Origin of the sequence: Micromonospora sp. LOL_023, assembly GCF_048060115.1 — a bacterium.
Lineage (GTDB): Bacteria > Actinomycetota > Actinomycetes > Mycobacteriales > Micromonosporaceae > Micromonospora_E.
The window spans coordinates 17,019-36,027 of sequence record NZ_JBHMIM010000015.1 but is presented as its reverse complement, the minus strand read 5'-3'; the positions used below and the strand labels follow the sequence as shown (position 1 = coordinate 36,027).

Here is a 19,009-nt window from a genome sequence, read left to right as displayed (position 1 = left end):
GGTGGTTAACCTGGTGTCGGCGCCTGCCTGTTGCGCCGACCGGACGTACCAGCGCCGCCCCGTGTTCGGCCACCCGCGCCCAGCCGTCGGTGTACGGCAGTCCGGACCACCGGTAGAGAAGGAGCCGTCGTGTCTGTCGAGGGATTCTGGAAGGTCGCGGTGTCCACGCCGTTGGGTACCCGTCATACCGTGCTCGAGCTGTTCACCAAGGACGACGTCCTGCAGGGAATCTCTCGTGGGGAGAAGGAGGAACTGGTGCTCAACGACCTGGTGTTGGAGGGCGACCGGATGTCCTGGTACCAGTCGATAACGAAGCCGATCCGGATGAACCTGGCATTCGAGGTCGTGATCGCCGGCGACGAGATGACGGGCACCGCCAAGGGCGGTCCGATGCCGGCGGCGAAGGTCAGCGGGCGCCGCGAGCCGGCCACCCAGCCTGCCTGACCCGCAGCGGCTGGCCGGGACGGTGGCGCCCCCATCGCCGTCTCGGCCTCTCGCTCGGCCTCTTGGCCGGGGTACGTCGATCCCTCTGGCCATTGACATACGAGGATTTATCGCTAATTGTCATGGATATTCCGACGCGGGAGATATCCATGACCGACATGCCGTCCCTGCCCACTCATCACCGGTATCTGATCGTCGGGGCCGGCCCGGCAGGCCTGCAGTTGAGCTACTACCTCCAACAGGCCGGCAGCGACTACCTCACGCTGGAGCGGGCGCAGACGCCGGGCGGCTTCTTTCGTCGGTTTCCCCGGCACCGGGGCCTGATCTCGCTGAACAAGGTGTACACGACGAGCGCCGACCCGGAGATCCGCTTGCGGTGGGACTGGAACTCGTTGCTGCACGAGCCGTTCGAGCTGCCCTTCTCCGACTACAGCCGTGACTACTACCCGAGCGCCGACGACATGGTGCGCTATCTGGGTGACTTCGCCCGTAGGCAGGGCCTCGCGGTGCGGTACGGGATCGGCGTCGACCGGGTCGACAAGATCGACGGGCGGTTCGTCGTGTCCGCCGGCGACCAGACGTACACCTGCGAGTGCCTGATCGTGGCCACCGGCTGGGGCCGACCTCACCTCCCGGACGTCACCGGCATCGAACACGCGGTCGGGTACGAGGCGATGAGCACGGACCCGGCAGACTACGCCGGCCACCGCGTGCTGATCCTGGGCAAGGGCAACTCCGCGTTCGAGACCGCCTCGGCGATCCTCGGGCACGCGTCCATGGTGCACCTGGCCAGCCCGCGCCCGATGCGCCTTGCGTGGAACACCAAACACCCGGGCGACGTACGCGGACACCACGGCGCGGTGATGGACAGCTACCAGTTCAAGACGCTGCACTCGGTGCTGGACTGCGTCATCGACGAGATCAAACCCGTCGACGGCCGCTACCAGGTGCACCTGACGTACACCCACGCCGACGGCGAGACCGCGACGATGGAGTACGAGTCGGTGCTGCGCTGCACCGGGTTCGCCATGGACACCTCGATCTTCGGCGGCGGCGCCCGACCGACGATGGTCCCCAGCGGCCGGATGCCGGCCACCCGTTCGGACTGGCAGTCGGTCGACGTGGATGGTCTCTACTTCGCCGGCACCATCGCCCAGGACCGTGACTTCAAAAAGGCGTCCTCCGCTTTCATCGACGGATTCCGTTACAATCTGCGGACCCTAGCCGCGCTGCTGCGCGAACGCTACGAAGGCGCGCCGCTGGCATACGACAAGGTGACCGCCGACGCCGAGGCGCTCACCAACGCCGTGCTCGACCGGGTCAACTGGAGCTCGGCGCTGTGGACGCAGTTCGAGTTCCTGGTCGACGCACTGGTCGTCGACGCCGGCACCGGACAGGTCCGGCACTACCACGACCTGCCGGAAGACCACGCGGTCCGCCGGTTCGGCAGCGAGAGCCACTACTACACGTTCGGGCTGCGGTGGGGCCGCGACGAGTACGCCGACGTGTTCGCCATCGAACGGCATCCACAGCCGGACCGGGCGGCCGAGAGCGCCTTCATCCACCCGGTCGTGCGGCGGTACCGGGGCGGGGAGCTGGTCGAGGAGCTGCACCTGCTGGAGGATCTGCTCGCCGAGTGGCGTCGTCCGGACCGGCACGTCCAGCCGCTGCTGGACTTCTTCACCGCGGACCTGCGGCGCTGAGGCCTCACCGGCGGACCAGGACGTCGGACAGCGCCTTACGGGTCAGCCGGGGAACGGTGACGTCGTCGGCGGGATAGCCGACCGGCATCACCACACAGGCACGCTCCTCGGCCGGCCGGTCGCAGATCTCGTTGAGGAACCTCATCGGGCTGGGGGTGTGGGTGAGGGTAGCCAGACCACACAGGTGCAGAGCGGTGATCAGGACGCCGACGGCGATGCCGACCGACTCCTTGACGTAGTACGGCTTCGGGGTGTTCGGGCCCTGGTGGACCTCGAACACGACGATGACCACCGGGGCGTGCTCCAGGAACGGCTTCTGCCAGTCGGTGCCCATCGGGGCGACCGCAGCCAGCCACTCGGCGGACGCCCGCCGGGTGTAGAACTCCAGCTCTTCGGCCTCGGCGGCCTGCCGGAGCTGGCGTTTACGGTCCGGATCGGTGACAACCACGAACCGCCAGGGCTGCAGGTTGGCCCCGCTCGGCGAGCAGGCGGCGGCCCGTACCGCCTGCTCGACGACGTCCAACGGCACCGGGTCGGCGGAGAACGCCCGGACCGAGCGGCGCTGCGCCATCCGATCGGCGAACGTCCGGGCGGTGCGGGTCATCACCGTCGGATCGAGCCGGTCGAGGTGAAACGTGGTGCTGGCGGCGTTCTGCACGGTGACCTCCGGTTGCCGTTGCCGACTGGTACCAGCGTGACCCACCACGGGTGGCAGTGCTTGCGGCGGATTGCTCTGTCGGCCGGCGTAACCGGAGGCGGTCAGCTCGTCGCCTGCTCCGCCAGGTAGTCGACGACCGCCGGCAGACCGCCCCGGGCGGCGGCCAGCCGTTGCCGCCGGGCACCGGTACCGTCGGCGAGCAACCGGGCGAGTCCGTCGGTGACCAGTGGTCGCGCCTGCTGTGCGCGCAGCACCGGGTCGATCGTCGCGAGCAGGTCGGCGACCAGCTCGTCGGCGGGGCGTAGCCGCCCGGTGAACAGGTCGACTCCGGCACCGTCCAGCCCGTCGCGGGCAGCCCGCCAGTACGCCACCCGCATCAGCTCGCCCGGTATGTCGACCGCCGGTCCGCTGCGGGCCACCGCCGCCGACAGATGCGTCACCAGCGCCCGGACCACCGCCGCGTACATCGCGGACTCCTCGGCGGTGCCGGCCATGTCGGCGACGCGGACCTCCACGGTCGGCTTGTCCGCCGACGGACGTACGTCCCAAAAGATGGTGCCCCGATCGACCAGCGCCCCGGCAGCCAGCAACGACTCCACCACCTCGTCGTAGTGTGCCGCAGAGTCGAACCGGGGTGGCGGTCCGGCCACCGGCCACCTCGGCCAGGTCATCGTGCGCCAACTGGCGTACCCGGAATCGCGGTTGTCCCAGAACGGCGAGTTCGCGGTCAGCGTGAGCAGGACCGGAAGGTACGGGCGGAGCTGGCTGGCGACCCGGACCGCGTGGTCGCGGTCGGGCATCTCCACGTGTACGTGCAGGGCGCAGACGATCAGTTCGTCGTGCAACCCGCGGAAAGTCTCGGTTCCCCGGCTCTGTCGGGGGCCGACGGTGACCGGCGGCGGCACCGGACCCGCCACCGGAGCCGATCCACTGGGGATGACGAGCAGCCCGGCGGCACGGGCGCAACCACCGATCACCTTTCGTGCCTCGGTCAACTGGGCGAGCAACTCGTCGACGTCGGCGCACGGAGCGGTCCTGGTCTCCAGCTGTAGGGGGGTGATCTCGCCAGCCACCCGGTCGCCCAACAGGGCGCTCGCCGCCCGGACGACTTCGGCGGCGCGGGGCACCGGTGTCCGGGTGAGCGCGTCCACGACGAGGAACTCCTCCTCGACGCCGAAGCGCGGTGTTCCGGGAGGCCCGTCGGTGGGCAAGGTCATGGCGGAGATCCTCGTCGGCTCGTTCCGGTGGTCCGTGACCGCACTTCGGACACGGATCACCGGAGCGTAACCGCGCCGGTACCGTTGTGGGGACCCACCATTCAGGCGTAGGGCGACACCCGGCTGTCGCGCCGCCGGCCGGGGTCGGGACGCGAACTCTCCAGAATGCTCGCGATCAGGCCGGCCAGCAGCGCCGCCCGGTCCGGCATCTGCGACACGTCGACCCATTCAGTACGGGCGTGGGCGCCACCGCCAACCCCGCCGAGACCATCCAGTGTGGGCACGCCGAGCGAGCCGGTGAAGTTCGCGTCGGAGGCCCCCGGCGCGTGCACGCTGGTCACCGCGGGCAGGCCCAGTTCACGCCCGACCCGTGCGGCGATCGCCAGCAGCGGCAGCGCCGCTGACTCCGGTAGCGGATGGCGGTTGATTCCGCCGCTGACCACCAGTTCGGCGTCCGGCAGCCGAGGAGTGATCGCCCGGATCATCCGGTCCACCCGGTGCAGCTCTTCGCTGGTCCAGGCCCGTACGTCCACAAAAAACTCGGCGGACTCCGGCACCTGGTTGGTCATGCTGCCGCCGCGCAGCGTCGTCGGCGTCACGCTGGTGCCGGCGGCGGCGAACTCGCGTACCGCCAGAAGCTGGTGCGCCAGCTCGATCGCGGCGTTGACTCCCCGGTGCGGCTCGACCCCGGCGTGGGCAGCGCGGCCCCGGACGCTGATCTGGTACACCGAGCCGCCCTTGCGGGCTACCTTCAACGCGCCGTGCTCGGTGCTCGGCTCCGCGACGAGCACCGCGTGCGAGCGGCGGGCCTGGTGCTCGATCAGCGGTCGGGAGGTCGGTGAACCGCTTTCCTCGTCGCAGGTGAGCAGCAGACCCACCGTGGAGGTGTCGGGCAGCAGGGACAGCGCGGTGAACAGTTGGACGATGCCGGACTTCATGTCGCAGACCCCTGGGCCGGTGGCGATCGCGTCCTCCACGACGAACGGCCAGTCGGTCACGGTGCCGGCCGGCCATACCGTGTCGTAGTGTCCGATCAGCAGGACCTGCTGATCGGCAGCCGGCCAGAGCAGATGTGGAAGTCCGTCGTGGATGATCCGGCGGGCAGGGCGGGACAGCACCCGACTGCCCCAGCTGTCCAGTAGGTCCGCACAGGTCCGTAGGTTGGCGATGACCCCCGGCGGTGACTCGGTGGTCACCAGCTCACCGAGCCGTCGTACCATCGTGGACGCCTGGGCGTGGGCATCGCGCCGGATCATGCTGAAGTCGACCATGTGGCGATCGTGGCAGTCATGCGCGTACGGCGACAATATGCCTACGTGCTGTCATGGTGGGGTCGGCGTCGGGCCGGCGGCCGTCTCCGAACTGGGCACGGTCGAAGAACCGCGTGTGGTCCGCGTTCGGCGACCATGCCAATTGGAGCCGTACTCCCGCCGGCGACTCGTCTCGGTGGCGGCTCGTACGTCGAGGAGACTGGCCAGTGGCGCACATCCATCTAGGTATCGACGAAGCCGAGTATCCGGGGATCACCGGACTGCTGCGGTACCGGCCAGAGACCGCAGCCGCGCTCGGTGCCTTGGCCGAGGTGCTGCTGCACGCGCCGCATCCGAGCCTGAGCCAGGGGGAGCGCGAGTTGATCGCGGCGTACGTCTCCGGGGTCAACGAGTGTGACTTCTGCGCCTCGGCCCATTCGGCGTTCGCGGCGGCACAGCTCGATGGCGGGCGGCCGCTGGTCCAGTTGGTCCGGGCGGACCCCGACCAGGCACCGATCACCGCGAAGCTGCGTGCCCTGTTGCGGATCGCCGCCGCTGTCGCACACAGCGGGCGGCAGGTGGATTCCGAGCTGGTCGGGTCGGCGCGGGAGCAGGGTGCGACCGACCTGGAGATCCACGACACGGTGCTGATCGCGGCGGCCTTCTGCATGTTCAACCGGTACGTCGACGGCCTCGGCACCCGGATGCCGGTCGACCCGGGTGCCTTCGACGAACAGGCCCGACGCGTCGTCGCCAGCGGCTACGGCGACTGAACCAATGTCCGTCTCCTCGGATCAGTGGCAGCGTTCCCGAGCCTCACTGCCAGTGGTGCTGCGGCGCCTGCTGTCCCTGGTCGACACCGTACCGCCAGATCGGGCCGTCACTGCCCACTGGAGCGCCGCGGACACAGTCGCACACCTGGCCACGATCACTGCGGTCAACGTGGCACTGCTCGGCGGCGGCGGCCCCGACCTGCCCGTCCCCGGCCTGAACGAGCTCCGTGCTGCCACCACTGTGGACACCATTGCCGAGATGAACCGGCAGATTCTCGGCCGGTTCACCGAACGGAGCATCCCGGTGCTCGCCGCCCGGATGCGCGCCGATGTCCAGCAACTGCTCGCCATCGCGGAGCATATCGACCCGCTGCGCGAGGTGAGCTGGATCGGCGGGGCCCGGATGCCGGTCGCTGGGCTGCTGTCACATCTGCTCAACGAGTTGAACATCCACGCGTGGGACATCGCCCAAGCGGTGGACGTACCGTGGCACATCGATCCGGTGGACGCTGCGCTCTTCGTCGACGTCTTCCTGGCCGGGGTCACCCGGTGCGGCTACGGTCGGCTCCTCGACCACGACCGGCGGGTACGCAAGGGTCGCATCTCCGTCACGTTCCAGCCGGACACCGGTGGCCGGCTGACCTTCGCGCTCGTCGACGGCGTTGTCGTTCTGGAGCCGGTCGATCCCTGGCCGGACGTGCGGCTGAGGTACGACCCGGCGACGTTCAACCTGATGCTGTTCGGTCGGGTCAGTCGAGTCTGGGCGGTACTCCGGCGCAAGGTGTCCGTGAGTGGGCGCCGGCCGTGGCTACTGCCGACGTTCATGGCGACCATGCGACTTCCGTCCTGATCGACCCGCTCCGCGTGACTGGGCGTCACAGGTTTGACATCTGCGCGTAGTGTGACCTACACAACGGTTGCCGGTTGTCGACAATCAGCCGCCGGGCCCGCATGGGCTTCGACCGGCGGTGCAGGGAGGCGGATCACCATGCCGGAGCGGTACTCCCGACGGTCGTTCATCAGCGGGGTGCTGGCCACCGGGACCTTTACCGCGGCGAGCATCTACCTGATGCCCGGGGCCCGCACACCACCCGAGATCGAGCTGCGCCTCGTCTCCGGTGTCGACCCGACCGGCGCCCGGGACCTGCTGATTTCCATGTGGAACGACACCAACCCACGGTCGCCACTGCGGGTCGACACGGTCGCTGCCGGCTCCGGCGACGAACGTCAGATCATGCTGGACCGCGCGCAGGGCGGCGAGGCCGACCTACTGAATCTGGACGTCGTCGACGTGCCGGAGTTCGCCGCCAAGGAGCTGATCACCCCGATCCCGGTCAGCAACGCCCAGCAGGCCACCACAGCACTGCCGCAGAGCAGTCGGGTGACCGGCGACGACGGCAGCTACTGGGCAGTGCCGTTCAACACCGATGTCGGAATGCTCTTCAGCCGCACCGACGAGGACACCCCACTGGAGACGCCCCAGCTGTCCGAGCTGCTCCGTGCCATCCCCGACGGGACCCAGCAGTTCGTCGGGCAACTGCGTCCCACCGTCTCGGCGTTCTACGAGGCATTCGTGGCCAACGTCCTGGAACACGCCATCGCCGAGCGGCCCGGAGTACTGAAACCGGTCGACGCCCCTGGCGTCGGGTCGGTGGCCGACCGCATCTCCCAGGACCTCGACCTCTGGAACAGCGCACTCAACCCGCTGCGGGAGGCGATCCTCGCTGGCCGGGTGCTGCTCTCCGGTGACGAGACGGATTCACGCGACCAGTTTGCCGCGCCGCAGTCGCCGTGCCGCTACATGCGCAACTGGCCGGTGAAGTACCGGGAACTGCAGCAGCAGCTGAACCCGGACGTGCGGGCCGGGCGGGTGCGGGTCGAACCATTGACCGTCGGAATCCTCGGCGGGCAGAGTCTGGCGGTCGCAGCCAGCTCGCCGTACGCCGAGCGGGCCATGGAGTTCATCGCCTACGCGACCAGCGAACCGGCCCAGAAGACCCTCGCCATGCATGGCCTTGTTCCGACGGCGATCGGTGCGTACACCGACGCGAACATCAAAGCGATGGTCCCGCATCTGGACAAGGTGCGAGAGGCGGTCGAGCGGGCGTTGCCCCGACCGGCGCACCCCAACTACCGGCGATTCTCCGACGTGATACGGCAGCACGTCGAGCTGTTCCTCTACGACGGTCAGGATCTGGCGCCACGATTCATCGAGGAGATGATGGCCGCCCTGCAGTAGCCGTCGGGTGACGACCCGGCAGACGCCCCGGAGAGGTGACGATGCAGCTCGAACCCTGGCACATTCCACTGTTGGTGATGGCGGGCATCATCGTGGTCGAGGGCCTGGCCGTGCCGGCCCTGCGCCGATGGGCCGGCGTAGTGGCGAGACGGGTCCTGCGGACGGCCTCACTCGGTCTGCTGGCCGCGCTTCTGGTCGTGGCGCTGGTAGTGACCGCCCTCGGTCCGTCGCTGGCCGATCAGCTGGCGAGCGTCGCGGCCGCGATCGCCGGGGTGGCGGCGCTGTGGCTGACCTACCGCTCCCACCGCCCGGCCGAGACGCCCGCAACCGCAGCAGCCCCGGCCGAGACGCCCGTAACCGCAACAGCCCCGGCCGAGGCGCCGCCGGCCGTGGGTCGGGACTGAGCGTCAGCCGTTCGCGGCGGCGAACGCGGTGCGCAGCGCGGAAGCGAACGCCTCGGCCGGCTGCGCCCCGGAGATTGCCCAACGGTCGTTGAGTACGAAGAACGGCACCCCGCTGGCACCCAACCGCCGGGCCGCTCGGGCGTCCGCCGTGACCTCGGCCGCGTACTCTTCGCTGGCCAGCACCCGCTCGGCGGCATCGGCGTCGATCCCGACCTCGGTGGCGAGACGGACCAGGGTCGCTGGGTCGTCGAGGACCGCGGCCTCGACGAGGTGGGCGCGAAGCAGTCGTTCGTGCATCTGCCCGTCGAGTCCTTGGCGGGCCGCCAACTGGTTGAGCCGGTGCGCGTCGACCGTGTTGACGGCGATGGCCCGGTCCAGCGCGTACGTCAGGCCCTCCGCCGCCGCCAGTTCGGTGACCTGACTGGTCATCGCCCGCACCTGCTCCGGCGGGGCACCGGTCTTGCGGGCGAGCATCTCCCACACCGGTTCCCGGTGGCCCTTGGGGTGGGCCGGGTCGAGTTGGAAGCTGTGCCACCGGACCCGCACCTGGTCGGCGTCCGGGTGTCGGCTCAGTGCGGTCTCCAGCCGCTGTTTGCCGATGTAGCACCAGGGGCAAATGACGTCCGACCAGACATCGATGCGGACCTTCGATTCGTCGACAGTCGGCCCACTCAGGCTCGAAGCGTTCATGGTCATCACCCCGTTCATGATCTCAGGACGTACCAGAGCTTAGCTCCGTACTAGCAGATTGGTAAGTGCCTTCCCGATGGATACCGCTGGTTTTCTTGGCAAGTCGGGCGGGGTCGTTGGGCCGATCAGGCAGCCTCCACCGACACTCGACGGATACCTGACGAACAACAGGGGTACTGCCCAGTAACCGGTTGGAAATCTGGCACGGCAACTGCCAGGCTGTTCCCGAGGTCGAGCCGGTCCGCCCACCGCCCACCACCGGTGTGGCACCCGGTGAGCACCGAATGGACTGCCGGATGAGCAGTCGAACCCGGGACCGTACCGGCGTGGAGACCGCCAGCATCATCAACGCCGCCCGTACGGATCCCGGCCCCGGCCTCGGTGCCGATCCCGACCTGATCGGTGGGATGCGGCTGCGGCCCGATGCGCGCGCACTGCAACTCGACCGGTACGGTCGGGTCGTGCGCGTGTCGGCCGGGCTGACCCGATGGATCGGCTGGACCGGCGCGCAACTCGCCGGCCGCCCGTTCGAACTGGTCCTGCACCCCGACCGGCGGGCCTGGTTCCGCCACCGGTTCAGCATCCTGCTCACCGACGCCTCGCCGCAGTTCGTCGGACTGGCGGAACTGACCGCGACCGACGGACGCCTCGCGGCGAGCCACGTCACCGCCGTCGCGGTACGCGGCACCGAGCCACCGGCCGATTCGGTGCTGGTCCTGCTGACCCCGGAGAACCGGGTACGCCGGCCGCAACTCACCGAGGTGGGGTCCCGCGTGCTGGAGGGCCTTGCCGGCGGTGCCTCCACCGCCGAACTCGCCGCGAGTCTGCACCTGAGCCGCAAGGGCGTGGAGTACCACGTGACCGTCCTGCTGCGCCAGGCCCGGGTGGCGAACCGGACGGCGCTGGTCGCCTGGGCGTACCACTGCGGTGTCCTGGTGCCCGGAAGCTGGCCGCCGCGGCTCGCCCCTGAGGCCCGCGAACACATCCGGCCACGAGGCCGGGTCGCGTCGTCCTGACCGCGAACCTGACCGGGACGTTGCGTCCGGAAGTGCAGGCAACCGGCTATTCGCCTCCGATACGGGGCCGTCGGCGTAGCACCCGCAGTATCCGGTCCGGCCGCAGCAGGCTCTCCGGCGGCTCCAACAGGCCGGTGACCCGGGTGAACGCCGCCGACAGTGTCGGATCGTGCACGGCGGCGGCGTGCAACCGGGGCAGGTAGGCGTTGAACAGCCGGATCTTCGCGGTGCGCCGGCCGACGACCCCGGGGAAGGCCAGGTCGCCGCCGGCGGCGATGCTCCACGGGACGTCCACCGCCCGGGCCACCTGCCGGAAGAACGGTCGCCAGTGGAGTGTCCCGGTCGAGAGCACCTCCCGCAATGCTTGTGCCTGCAGTGCCGCCACCGTCATGCCCTGCCCGTAGAAGGGGTTGAACGAGCAGATGGCGTCGCCGATCACCAGCAGGCCGTTCGGGAACCTGGACAGCCGATCGTAGTGGTGCCGTACGTTCGCCGGATACCGGAACGCCACCGGGTCGTCGAGTGGCTCGCCCTGCTGAATCGCCTGGTGGATGTCGGGATACTCGAGCTGTGCGGCGTACGCGGAGAAGCCGGCCGGGTCGGACGGCGGATGGTTGCCGAGCAGCCCGGCGAGCGTGAGGATGTGCCGGCCACCTTCCTGCTCGGCGAGCCCGGCACCGTACGGGCGCGCCGGTGTCCAGTTTTGCAGGATGAGTTTGTCTGTGCCGAGGGTTCCCGGCGGCAGCCGGTACGACCGTGACGCGTAGCCGACGTCCACCCGGATCTCTTCGGTGACCGGCTTCAGGTAGCCGAGCGCATCGAGCCAGGCCGGCGTGCGGGAACGGCGTCCGGTGGCGTCGACGGTGAGGTCGGCCTCGATGACGGATTCGGTGTCGGGCCCGGTGCGAATCCGGACCCCGGTGATCCGACTGCCGCCGTCGGAGGAGGTCAGACCGGTGACCGTGGTGCCGTCGACCACGGTGACGCCGGGCAGTTTGCGTAGCCGGGCCCGGACGTGGCTCTCCAGTAGCGGTCGACTCGGGAACAGCATAGACTGTCCGATGTCGATCTGGCTGATCCGGTGTCCGGACACGAACCACCGGACGTTGTCGAGCAGGTCGCCGCTGGGCACCCCGGCGATGGCGAGATCGCCGGTCAGGCCGGGGAAGAGGTCGTCGAGCACCTGGCGGCCACGGGCGAGTAGCGCGTGCAGATGGCGTCCCTGTGGCACCCCGCGACGGTGGTCACTGTCCTCGAACAGCTGGTCGCGGTCGATCAGCGTGACCCGTTCGTACGCGTCGGCCAGCACCCTGGCGGCCAACAGGCCCGCCATGCTGCCCCCGAGCACCACGACATGGTGGCCCGCGTCGGTGTTCATCGCATCCCCTAGATCTCACTCTGTGGATCGTGGCGACACTGATTGTGGGCAGTTCATCGCTCCGCGTCTGACCTTGAAACGATTCACGTGCACTGAGTCAGATTCCCGTCACTGGACGTCGGGGTCGTTCCGATGTGCAACGGGTGCGACTGGCGGCGCGCACCTGGTTTGGTCGATGGTCTGCGCTTGTCGTGTGGCGAGTGGCCGGTCCGGGTCGCCCGCCCGTCCTGTACCTATATACAACTATGGATGTTATCGGTAACATTCATGCCGTCGATGCTCGATCACCCGGTGGCTGGGTGTTCACCTCCACCCGAGCCGTGGGTGTCACCGCCCCGACGCTGGGGCAGCAGCGACCACCGACCCACGCTGGTCGAGGACTCGATCCGGGCTCGAGCCTCCCAGGGCGCGGACCCGGCCGGTACCCGTCCTCCGGCCGGGTCTGCGACCTTCCGCATGTGTATGTTCCCGCCGATCCGGTAGACGGATCGAGTCTCGGGGCTCGGTGGCGGCCTGCACCGAGCCGCTGGCACACGCGGGCGTCAGAAGGGTGTCGGCGCGGCGGCGGAGTCCTGGACTCCGTGTGGTCCGCAGTACTGGTAGATCTCGGTGCGGTCGACGTCCGCCTGCGGCGGCAGACTCCGCGGCAACAGCGCCGAACGGGCCGATCTGCCAGGGAGACAGCCGTTCTGGGATGCGGTCGGGTCGAATCCGCCGCCGACGACCAGACCGGCCGCGTCGCGGAAGACGACGCCCGCGCCGGCCGAGGCCAGCGCCAAGCAGTACGGCGAGTCGAGCTCGTAGTTGACGGAGGCGTCGAGGTTGTCCGGCCCGTACCGCCAGGTCTCCAGGTGGCGGGCGGCGACCGCGCCGACGAGGGCCGCCTCGGCCGGGTCGGTGCCGGCCGGGCTCCACAGTGTCGCGGTGACCGCGACGTCGACCTCGGTGACGCGGATTCGGCTGGTGCCTTTTGAGCGAACGGCGTACCGGGCGCCGACGCCGACCTGCTGGCCGGGCAGGATGACCGGGATCTCACGGGCCTGGTCGTCGGTGCTGTCGAGTACGGCGGAGTTGCCGGCCTCGTCCAGCACCTGGAAGGTGACCCAGGTCCGGTAGGCGATCTGCTCACTGGTGTTCCGAATGATGGCCCCGACGCTGGTGATGCCGTCCCTGGTGATGGGTGCGGCGGCGCTGCCGATCTGCGCGAAGCCGGACTCGACCACGTCGAGCCCGCCGTCGTCCGGCCGATTCGTTGTCACTTCCGCCGTCCCGCCGGCGATGGTCCCTGGTGCGCTGGCGTCGGACGCGATGCAGTAGCTCGTTGGCACGGCCGCCGAGGCGGGGGGCGGGGTGGCGGCGAGTCGCGCGGGCGAGCGCAGGGCGACCGCGGTCCCTGCGCCCAACGCGACGACGAGTGCACCCGTCACCGTCAGGACGACGAGCCGTCGCCGCCAAGGAGATCTCGGCGTCGTCACCGTCGGCATGGCCATGTTTGCGTGATCTCCTGCTCCTCCGGGTGACGCTCGGCTACGTCAAGGTACTACGTGGATACTCTGGGTGCCTATGCGCCTCGGTGGATCGATCCGGAGGTATCGATGTCGGTGTCCGAAGTTGCCGACCCGGCCGCCGCCAACGTTTGTGATTGGTTGGAATTGAGTTCCGACGATGAAGGTTCGCCGCCGGGCTATCTTTAGTGGCCACATCGGATCGTTATCACAACGTGACCACTACTGCACAAACCTCGCATTATCGACGGCACCGGTCGGGCTGCCCGATGGTTCGCTTCAGTGGCCAAATCTGCTACCGAGGCGATTCTGTCGACATCGGAATCGGTTGGCTTGCATCAGCTGTCCCCGGGGAAGAATGCACGCGGGATGCCTGAAATATCCCGGTAGGGACCCTTGTTGGTTCCCAGGTAGCCGTCAGGTATGGTCGGATCAACCCCCTATTGCATACCTGGGACTGGCTCGCCCGCCGACCGTCGACGACCTGATACCGGTTGATGCACACGTTGCGTGTGCGTCGATTGGGATTATCGTCACGACATTCGTTGGAATGGAGATCGTGTCCGCAATCGTCGTGAAATCCCTGTACAAAATTTTCGGCAAGCGCGCAGCCAAAGCCCTGGAGCACCTCCGGGACGGCCAGGACGGCTCGACGCCAGGTGCCACGGCTGCGGTCGTCGACGCCAGCTTCGAGGTCCGGCGCGGCGAGATCTTCGTCGTGATGGGGCTGTCCGGATCGGGCAAATCCACCCTGATCCGGATGCTCAACGGTCTGTTGCCGCCGACCAGCGGCACCGTCGAGATCGACGGCGTCGACCTGACCAAACTCAAGCCCGCAGTGCTGCGCAAGCTGCGGCGCGACAAGGTCAGCATGGTCTTCCAACACTTCGCGCTCCTACCGCACCGTTCAGTGCTGGAGAACGCCGGCTACGCGCTGGAGGCGGCGGGCCTGCCCCGGGCCCAGCGTCGGGAGCGGGCGATGGAGGCGCTCCGCCTGGTCGGCCTCGACACGTGGGCCGACAAGCTGCCGCAGGAGCTCTCCGGTGGCATGCGTCAGCGGGTCGGGCTCGCCCGGGCGCTGGCGGCCGGCACCGACATCATGCTGATGGACGAGGCATTCTCCGCGCTGGACCCGCTGATCCGACGTGAGGTGCAGGACCAGCTGCTGGACCTGCAGGCCCAACTCGGCAAGACCATCGTCTTCATCACCCACGACCTGAACGAGGCGATGCGCCTCGGCGACCGGATCGCCGTGATGCGGGCCGGCCGGATCGTCCAACTCGGCACCGCTGAGGAGATCCTCACCGACCCGTCGAACGACTACGTCGCACAGTTCGTGGCCGACGTCGACCGGACCCGGATCCTCACCGCGTCGTCGGTGATGGAGCGGCCACTCGGGGTCGTCGACGAGAACTCCGGCCCCCGGGTCGCCGCCCGGGTGCTCCGCGAGACCCAGACCTCGGCGATCTACGTCACCGGGCGCGGCAAACGGTTCGTCGGGACCGTCTCCGACGACACCATCGAGCAGGCGATCCGGGACGGCCGGTCGAGCCTGCGCGACGTCGTGACCACCGATCAGGTACGGACGGCCGGCGAGGACACACTGGTCGCCGACCTGTTCACCCCGTGCGCGGAGAGCCCACACCCGCTCGCCGTGACCGATGTCACCGGCCGGCTCGTCGGGGTGATTCCCCGGATCACCCTGTTGCGCGCCCTCGGCAGCATCGGCGCGGACCTCTCGACCAACGGGGAGGCCGACACGTCCGCCGGCACCACCACCGTTCCGGCCGATGCGTCGGCCGACCCGCCGATGCCTCCGAAGGAGGACGCACATGAAGTTCGCTGACGGGCTGGACGGCATGCTGCCGTACCTCCAGATCGGCCAGGCGTTCGAGGCCATCGTCGACTGGACGACCGAACACATGGACCCGTTCTTCGACGGGATCTCCAGCCTGGTCAGCTCCCTGGTCGACCCCCTGGTCGAGCTGCTCACCGCACCCCCGGCGATCGTGGTGGTGTTGATCTTCGCGGCGCTCGGCTGGTGGCTGCGCGGCTGGAAGTTCGGCATCGGTACCGCAGTCGGGCTCGGCATCGTCGCCGGCATGCCGTACTGGGAACAGACCATGAGCACCCTGGCCCTGGTGCTGGTCGCCAGCGGGCTGTCGCTGCTGATGGCGGTGCCGCTCGGGATCCTGGTAGCGGAGAACTCCCGGGTCTCGGCGTTGGCCCGCCCGGTGCTGGATCTGATGCAGACTCTGCCGGCGTTCGTCTACCTCATCCCGGCGATCTTCTACTTCGGCGTTGGCGCTGTCCCCGGGGTACTCGCTACCGTGGTGTTCAGCATGCCGCCCGGGGTGCGGCTGACCGAGCTGGGTCTGCGGCAGATCGACCGCGAAGTGATCGAGGCCGGTGAGGCGTTCGGTGCCTCGCCGTGGGCGATCCTGTTGCGTACCAAGCTGCCGCTGGCCCTGCCGACCATCATGCAAGGTGTCAACCAGGTGATCATGCTGGCGTTGTCGATGGTGGTCATCGCCGGCATGGTCGGTGCCGGCGGCCTCGGCGAAGTGATCATGACCGCACTCGCCCGGGTCCAGGTCGGCCGCGGCTTCGAAGGCGGCATCGCCGTGGTGATCCTGGCGGTGGTGCTCGACCGGCTGACCGATTCGATCGGCGCCCGGACGAAGTCGGCGAAGGCGCAACGCGCCCTTCAGGCATCCTGACCGGCCACCGCCGAGACCACCTGCCCGTACACATCGCATGCACAACCGCACCGTCCGCGTACCTCGCACCTGATTATCGAGATCCCGCAGGAAGGGTCACCGGTGCCGGCGACCTGCCTCGCTTCGCGAGTTCGCCGGTGAACGGCAACACACGGAAGGACAAAATCACATGTTCGGCAACAAACTGCTGCGTCGGGCCGCGATCGCGGCCACCGCAACCCTGGCTCTCGGCGGAGTCGCCGCCTGCGGCGACAACACCGACGACAACGGATCCGGTACAACCGGAGACGTCGAGAAGAGCATAACCATTGGCTACATGGCCTGGGACGAGGCGATCGCCGCCTCCTACCTGTGGCAGAACGTTCTGGAATCCCAGGGGTACGAGGTCGAGCTGACCAACGTCGAAGCCGGCGTGGTCTACTCCGGACTCGCCTCCGGCGACATTGACCTGTTCCTCGACGGTTGGCTGCCGCAGACGCACGCCTCGTACATGGAGCGCTACGGCGATGACATCGAACAGCTCGGTGTCTGGTACGACAACGCCAGCCTGAGCATCGCCGTACCGGCGTACGTGGACGGCGTCGACTCGCTGGCCGACCTGGCCGACAACGCCGACCTGTTCAACGGCGAGATCATCGGCATCGAGCCGGGCGCCGGGCTGACCGCCGCCACCCAGGACGAGGTCATGCCGACCTACGGCCTGGACGGCTACGAGCTGCGCACCTCGTCGACCCCGGCGATGCTCGCCGCACTGCAGAGCGCCGTCGGCGACGAGCAGCCGATCGTGGTCACCCTGTGGCACCCGCACTGGGCCTACTCGAACTACGACCTGAAGGACCTGGCCGACCCGGAGGGCACCCTCGGCCAGGCCGAGGAGATCCACGCCCTGGGCCGTACCGGCTTCGCTGCGGACTTCCCGGACGCCGCCGAGATGCTGTCCAAGTTCAAGATGGACGACCTGCAGCTCGGCTCGCTCGAGGACCTGATGTTCAACGTCCACGAGGGCGACGAGTCGGCCGCCGTCGAGGCGTGGCTGGCCGAGAACCCGGACTACCTCGGCACGCTGGGCGTCTCCTGACCACCGTACGACTCTGATCGGTGCTTTCGCCCGGTCCGGCACGTGCCGGACCGGGCGAAAGCTTTGTGCCTCAAGGGGTGCCGCAGTGCACCAGGTCGATCCCGGTGACCGGTGTCGTCGACGGGATCGACACCGCCGTAGCGGTGGCGAAGTCGCTCGCACCGTCATACCAGCAGTCCGAGCCGTCGCCGAAGTAATAGTTGATCTTCACTTGCTGGCCGGGGGCGAGGGGCAGAAGCTCGTAACCACCCGTGGACCAGTCGGTGGTGCTGGTGGCCGGTCCAGCCGGATCGCCGGTCGCCGCGCTGTAGGCCGTCATGTACCCGAACTCGGCCGTTCCGGAAGCGGCCAGGGTCCGTCCCTGAACCGACCCAGCCGTACGTAGCGCCAGATCCGCTGTGCTCGCCTGTCCGGACCGCACCGGGATGTAGGTGGCGGAGAACCGGTCCGGCTGGCTGCCCGACCAGGTCCACGGGTACAGGCCGGACACCGCGACATGCTGCAGCGGCCACTCGTACGGACCGAGGCCGCTCACCGTGTAGACGCCAGCGCTGTTCGAACAGTGCGCCCCGGATTGTCGACTGAGCCCCAGGGTCGAGGCCAGTGCATACGGGAAGGCGCAGACCCGCTGCACTGGGCTGCCAGTGGCCTGGTCGCGCACGACACCCGTGATCGACCCGGGCGGGTCGACCCGCAGCGTCTTGATGGTCGTCGTCACCGAGTCCGCGCCGCTGAACCACACCGCCTCACGCTGGTCGCCGGTGCCGCCCCTGGGGCCGACCCACTGGGCACCGTACGCGTCGCTGAGGTGCTCCAGGAAAATCTGTGCCTGCACCGGACCCTCCAGTGGGCCGATCACCAGACGACCATTGGCGTCACTGCATCCCTGGTACTGATAGATCGGGCCGACACCTCGCCAATCGGGACCGATCAGGCTCGCGCAGACGTCGGCGACCGGGTCGCCAGTGTCGGTCGCGCGCACCTTGGTGACCAGCGCCGTGGCGGGGTCGACCGGGACCGTCACCTTGCTGACCTTCCCGGGCAGGACATCGACCCGGACGGCGGTCGGCCAGTGCGTCCCTTCCGGCGACACCTCGACTTCGTAGTAGGAGCCAGCCGGAACCCCGGTGACGGTGAACACTCCGCGCTCGATGGCACAACTACTGTGGTCGTACGGGGTCACGACGCGTACACAACCGGTGCGGATGACTTTGCCGGTGACGCTGTCCACGATCTTGACCTGAACATTGCCGGGTTCCAGCAGAACCTCGTCGACGACGAGACTCTGCCCGGCCACCAGGTCGAAGACAGTCGCCTCCGCTGCCGACAAGACTCCGTAGACGTACTGCCGTCCCCGAGAGCCATAGAAGGTCGAGATGTAGAACTGGCCCGGCCGCAGGTCGGGGAGGGTGTAGGCGCCGTCCGGGCCGGTTTCAGCGGACCACTGGCTGCCGGAGTCGAGGCCGGTCGCGGTCACCGTGACACCGACCGCCGGCGTACCGTCGAAGTCGGTGATCGTGCCGGTGATGTCGCCGAAGCCGGAGTAGAGGTAGAACGTCACCCAGGCACCGTCGGGTCGGAGCGTCACCGGGTGCGCACGCTCCCAGGTGGTCCGCTGGTGGTACCACTGTTCGGGGTATCCGCTGGCCTGGGCACGCAGCTTGTACTCGCCTGGCTCCGCATCGATGCTGAACAGTCCGGTTTCATCGACGCAACCGCTGGCGACCTCCTGCTCCACGTCAGCCCGAAACAGGGTCACGCAGGCGTCCGGGACGGTCTGGCCGCTTTCCCATCCGTTCACGCTGCCGGTGAACGTCGTCGGTTCGGCGGCCTGTGCCGGGGCGGCCAGCGTGCTGATGGTCAGGATCATGCTCGAGGTGATTGCCAGTGCACGCCAAAGAAGGCGGGCCATATGCTCCTCCGATTGTCTGAGG

17 protein-coding genes are annotated in these 19,009 nt (G+C 68.6%); 10 read left to right on the top strand and 7 right to left on the bottom strand.

What is annotated here, in order from left to right:
* Positions 1-129 precede the first annotated feature (129 nt).
* The gene (locus tag ACFHVL_RS10645) at positions 130-444 is read left to right on the top strand and encodes a hypothetical protein (protein WP_416627377.1); all 315 of its coding nucleotides are present in this window, start codon (positions 130-132) and stop codon (positions 442-444) included.
* Between the two features lie 149 nt (positions 445-593).
* The gene (locus tag ACFHVL_RS10640; RefSeq protein WP_416627376.1) at positions 594-2,147 is read left to right on the top strand and encodes an NAD(P)-binding domain-containing protein; all 1,554 of its coding nucleotides are present in this window, start codon (positions 594-596) and stop codon (positions 2,145-2,147) included.
* A 4-nt stretch (positions 2,148-2,151) separates the two neighbouring features.
* Here the strand turns inward: ACFHVL_RS10640 and ACFHVL_RS10635 are convergent, their stop codons facing one another.
* The 3 genes from ACFHVL_RS10635 to ACFHVL_RS10625 all read right to left on the bottom strand — a co-directional run bounded on the left by ACFHVL_RS10635 (position 2,152) and on the right by ACFHVL_RS10625 (position 5,293).
* Entirely contained in the window at positions 2,152-2,751 is a 600-nt protein-coding gene (locus ACFHVL_RS10635) for a nitroreductase family protein (RefSeq protein ID WP_416627482.1), read from the bottom strand.
* Between the two features lie 155 nt (positions 2,752-2,906).
* A complete protein-coding gene (locus tag ACFHVL_RS10630; RefSeq protein ID WP_416627375.1) occupies positions 2,907-4,022 on the bottom strand; it encodes a carboxylate-amine ligase in 1,116 nt (371 codons plus the stop codon).
* A 101-nt stretch (positions 4,023-4,123) separates the two neighbouring features.
* Positions 4,124-5,293: a M20/M25/M40 family metallo-hydrolase gene (locus tag ACFHVL_RS10625; protein ID WP_416627373.1), complete on the bottom strand. Its 1,170-nt coding sequence runs from the start codon at positions 5,291-5,293 to the stop codon at positions 4,124-4,126.
* 206 nt (positions 5,294-5,499) lie between these two features.
* Here ACFHVL_RS10625 and ACFHVL_RS10620 point away from each other — a divergent pair, with 206 nt between their 5' ends.
* From ACFHVL_RS10620 to ACFHVL_RS10605, 4 genes are all read left to right on the top strand, one after another.
* Entirely contained in the window at positions 5,500-6,045 is a 546-nt protein-coding gene (locus tag ACFHVL_RS10620; protein ID WP_416627371.1) for a carboxymuconolactone decarboxylase family protein, read from the top strand.
* A gap of 52 nt (positions 6,046-6,097) precedes the next feature.
* Complete coding sequence (locus ACFHVL_RS10615; protein ID WP_416627369.1) at positions 6,098-6,895, top strand: DinB family protein; 798 nt, start codon at positions 6,098-6,100, stop codon at positions 6,893-6,895.
* Positions 6,896-7,033: 138 nt separating this feature from the next.
* On the top strand, positions 7,034-8,284 hold the full coding sequence (locus ACFHVL_RS10610; RefSeq protein ID WP_416627367.1) for an extracellular solute-binding protein: 1,251 nt from the start codon (positions 7,034-7,036) through the stop codon (positions 8,282-8,284).
* 41 nt (positions 8,285-8,325) lie between these two features.
* Positions 8,326-8,688 (top strand): hypothetical protein, encoded by a 363-nt coding sequence (locus ACFHVL_RS10605; RefSeq protein ID WP_416627365.1) that lies wholly within the window; start codon positions 8,326-8,328, stop codon positions 8,686-8,688.
* Between the two features lie 3 nt (positions 8,689-8,691).
* On the opposite strand, the gene ACFHVL_RS10600 is transcribed toward ACFHVL_RS10605, so the two are convergent.
* Positions 8,692-9,378, bottom strand: coding sequence for a DsbA family oxidoreductase (locus ACFHVL_RS10600; RefSeq protein WP_416627363.1), 687 nt, complete (start codon positions 9,376-9,378; stop codon positions 8,692-8,694).
* A gap of 296 nt (positions 9,379-9,674) precedes the next feature.
* Between ACFHVL_RS10600 and ACFHVL_RS10595 the strand changes: the two genes are divergently transcribed.
* Complete coding sequence (locus ACFHVL_RS10595) at positions 9,675-10,394, top strand: LuxR C-terminal-related transcriptional regulator (RefSeq protein WP_416627362.1); 720 nt, start codon at positions 9,675-9,677, stop codon at positions 10,392-10,394.
* A gap of 46 nt (positions 10,395-10,440) precedes the next feature.
* Here ACFHVL_RS10595 and ACFHVL_RS10590 read toward each other — a convergent pair whose 3' ends face one another.
* Both ACFHVL_RS10590 and ACFHVL_RS10585 read right to left on the bottom strand, forming a co-directional pair.
* Positions 10,441-11,772, bottom strand: a complete 1,332-nt coding sequence (locus tag ACFHVL_RS10590; protein ID WP_416627360.1) for an FAD-dependent oxidoreductase — start codon at positions 11,770-11,772, stop codon at positions 10,441-10,443.
* A gap of 542 nt (positions 11,773-12,314) precedes the next feature.
* Complete coding sequence (locus tag ACFHVL_RS10585) at positions 12,315-13,262, bottom strand: hypothetical protein (protein WP_416627358.1); 948 nt, start codon at positions 13,260-13,262, stop codon at positions 12,315-12,317.
* 565 nt (positions 13,263-13,827) lie between these two features.
* Here ACFHVL_RS10585 and ACFHVL_RS10580 point away from each other — a divergent pair.
* The 3 genes from ACFHVL_RS10580 (at position 13,828) to ACFHVL_RS10570 (ending at position 17,075) form a co-directional block, all read left to right on the top strand.
* Positions 13,828-15,123 (top strand): quaternary amine ABC transporter ATP-binding protein, encoded by a 1,296-nt coding sequence (locus ACFHVL_RS10580; RefSeq protein ID WP_416627356.1) that lies wholly within the window; start codon positions 13,828-13,830, stop codon positions 15,121-15,123.
* Complete coding sequence (locus tag ACFHVL_RS10575) at positions 15,110-15,997, top strand: ABC transporter permease (protein WP_416627354.1); 888 nt, start codon at positions 15,110-15,112, stop codon at positions 15,995-15,997. Before ACFHVL_RS10580 ends, ACFHVL_RS10575 begins: the two co-directional genes overlap by 14 nt.
* Positions 15,998-16,166: 169 nt before the next feature.
* Positions 16,167-17,075 carry a glycine betaine ABC transporter substrate-binding protein gene (locus tag ACFHVL_RS10570; protein WP_416627352.1) on the top strand — a complete coding sequence of 303 codons (909 nt, stop codon included), beginning with the start codon at positions 16,167-16,169 and terminating at the stop codon, positions 17,073-17,075.
* Between the two features lie 70 nt (positions 17,076-17,145).
* On the opposite strand, the gene ACFHVL_RS10565 is transcribed toward ACFHVL_RS10570, so the two are convergent.
* Positions 17,146-18,945 carry a carboxypeptidase regulatory-like domain-containing protein gene (locus ACFHVL_RS10565; protein WP_416627350.1) on the bottom strand — a complete coding sequence of 600 codons (1,800 nt, stop codon included), beginning with the start codon at positions 18,943-18,945 and terminating at the stop codon, positions 17,146-17,148.
* Positions 18,946-19,009: the final 64 nt, after the last annotated feature.

Coding starts and splice junctions, on each gene's coding strand:
- ACFHVL_RS10640 (WP_416627376.1), top strand. CDS start 594: ATGACCGACATGCCGTCCCTGCCCACTCATCACCGGTATCTGATCGTC.
- ACFHVL_RS10635 (WP_416627482.1), bottom strand. CDS start 2,751: ATGACCCGCACCGCCCGGACGTTCGCCGATCGGATGGCGCAGCGCCGC.
- ACFHVL_RS10630 (WP_416627375.1), bottom strand. CDS start 4,022: ATGACCTTGCCCACCGACGGGCCTCCCGGAACACCGCGCTTCGGCGTC.
- ACFHVL_RS10625 (WP_416627373.1), bottom strand. CDS start 5,293: ATGGTCGACTTCAGCATGATCCGGCGCGATGCCCACGCCCAGGCGTCC.
- ACFHVL_RS10610 (WP_416627367.1), top strand. CDS start 7,034: ATGCCGGAGCGGTACTCCCGACGGTCGTTCATCAGCGGGGTGCTGGCC.
- ACFHVL_RS10605 (WP_416627365.1), top strand. CDS start 8,326: ATGCAGCTCGAACCCTGGCACATTCCACTGTTGGTGATGGCGGGCATC.
- ACFHVL_RS10600 (WP_416627363.1), bottom strand. CDS start 9,378: ATGAACGCTTCGAGCCTGAGTGGGCCGACTGTCGACGAATCGAAGGTC.
- ACFHVL_RS10595 (WP_416627362.1), top strand. CDS start 9,675: ATGAGCAGTCGAACCCGGGACCGTACCGGCGTGGAGACCGCCAGCATC.
- ACFHVL_RS10590 (WP_416627360.1), bottom strand. CDS start 11,772: ATGAACACCGACGCGGGCCACCATGTCGTGGTGCTCGGGGGCAGCATG.
- ACFHVL_RS10585 (WP_416627358.1), bottom strand. CDS start 13,262: ATGGCCATGCCGACGGTGACGACGCCGAGATCTCCTTGGCGGCGACGG.
- ACFHVL_RS10580 (WP_416627356.1), top strand. CDS start 13,828: ATGGAGATCGTGTCCGCAATCGTCGTGAAATCCCTGTACAAAATTTTC.
- ACFHVL_RS10575 (WP_416627354.1), top strand. CDS start 15,110: ATGAAGTTCGCTGACGGGCTGGACGGCATGCTGCCGTACCTCCAGATC.
- ACFHVL_RS10570 (WP_416627352.1), top strand. CDS start 16,167: ATGTTCGGCAACAAACTGCTGCGTCGGGCCGCGATCGCGGCCACCGCA.
- ACFHVL_RS10565 (WP_416627350.1), bottom strand. CDS start 18,945: ATGATCCTGACCATCAGCACGCTGGCCGCCCCGGCACAGGCCGCCGAA.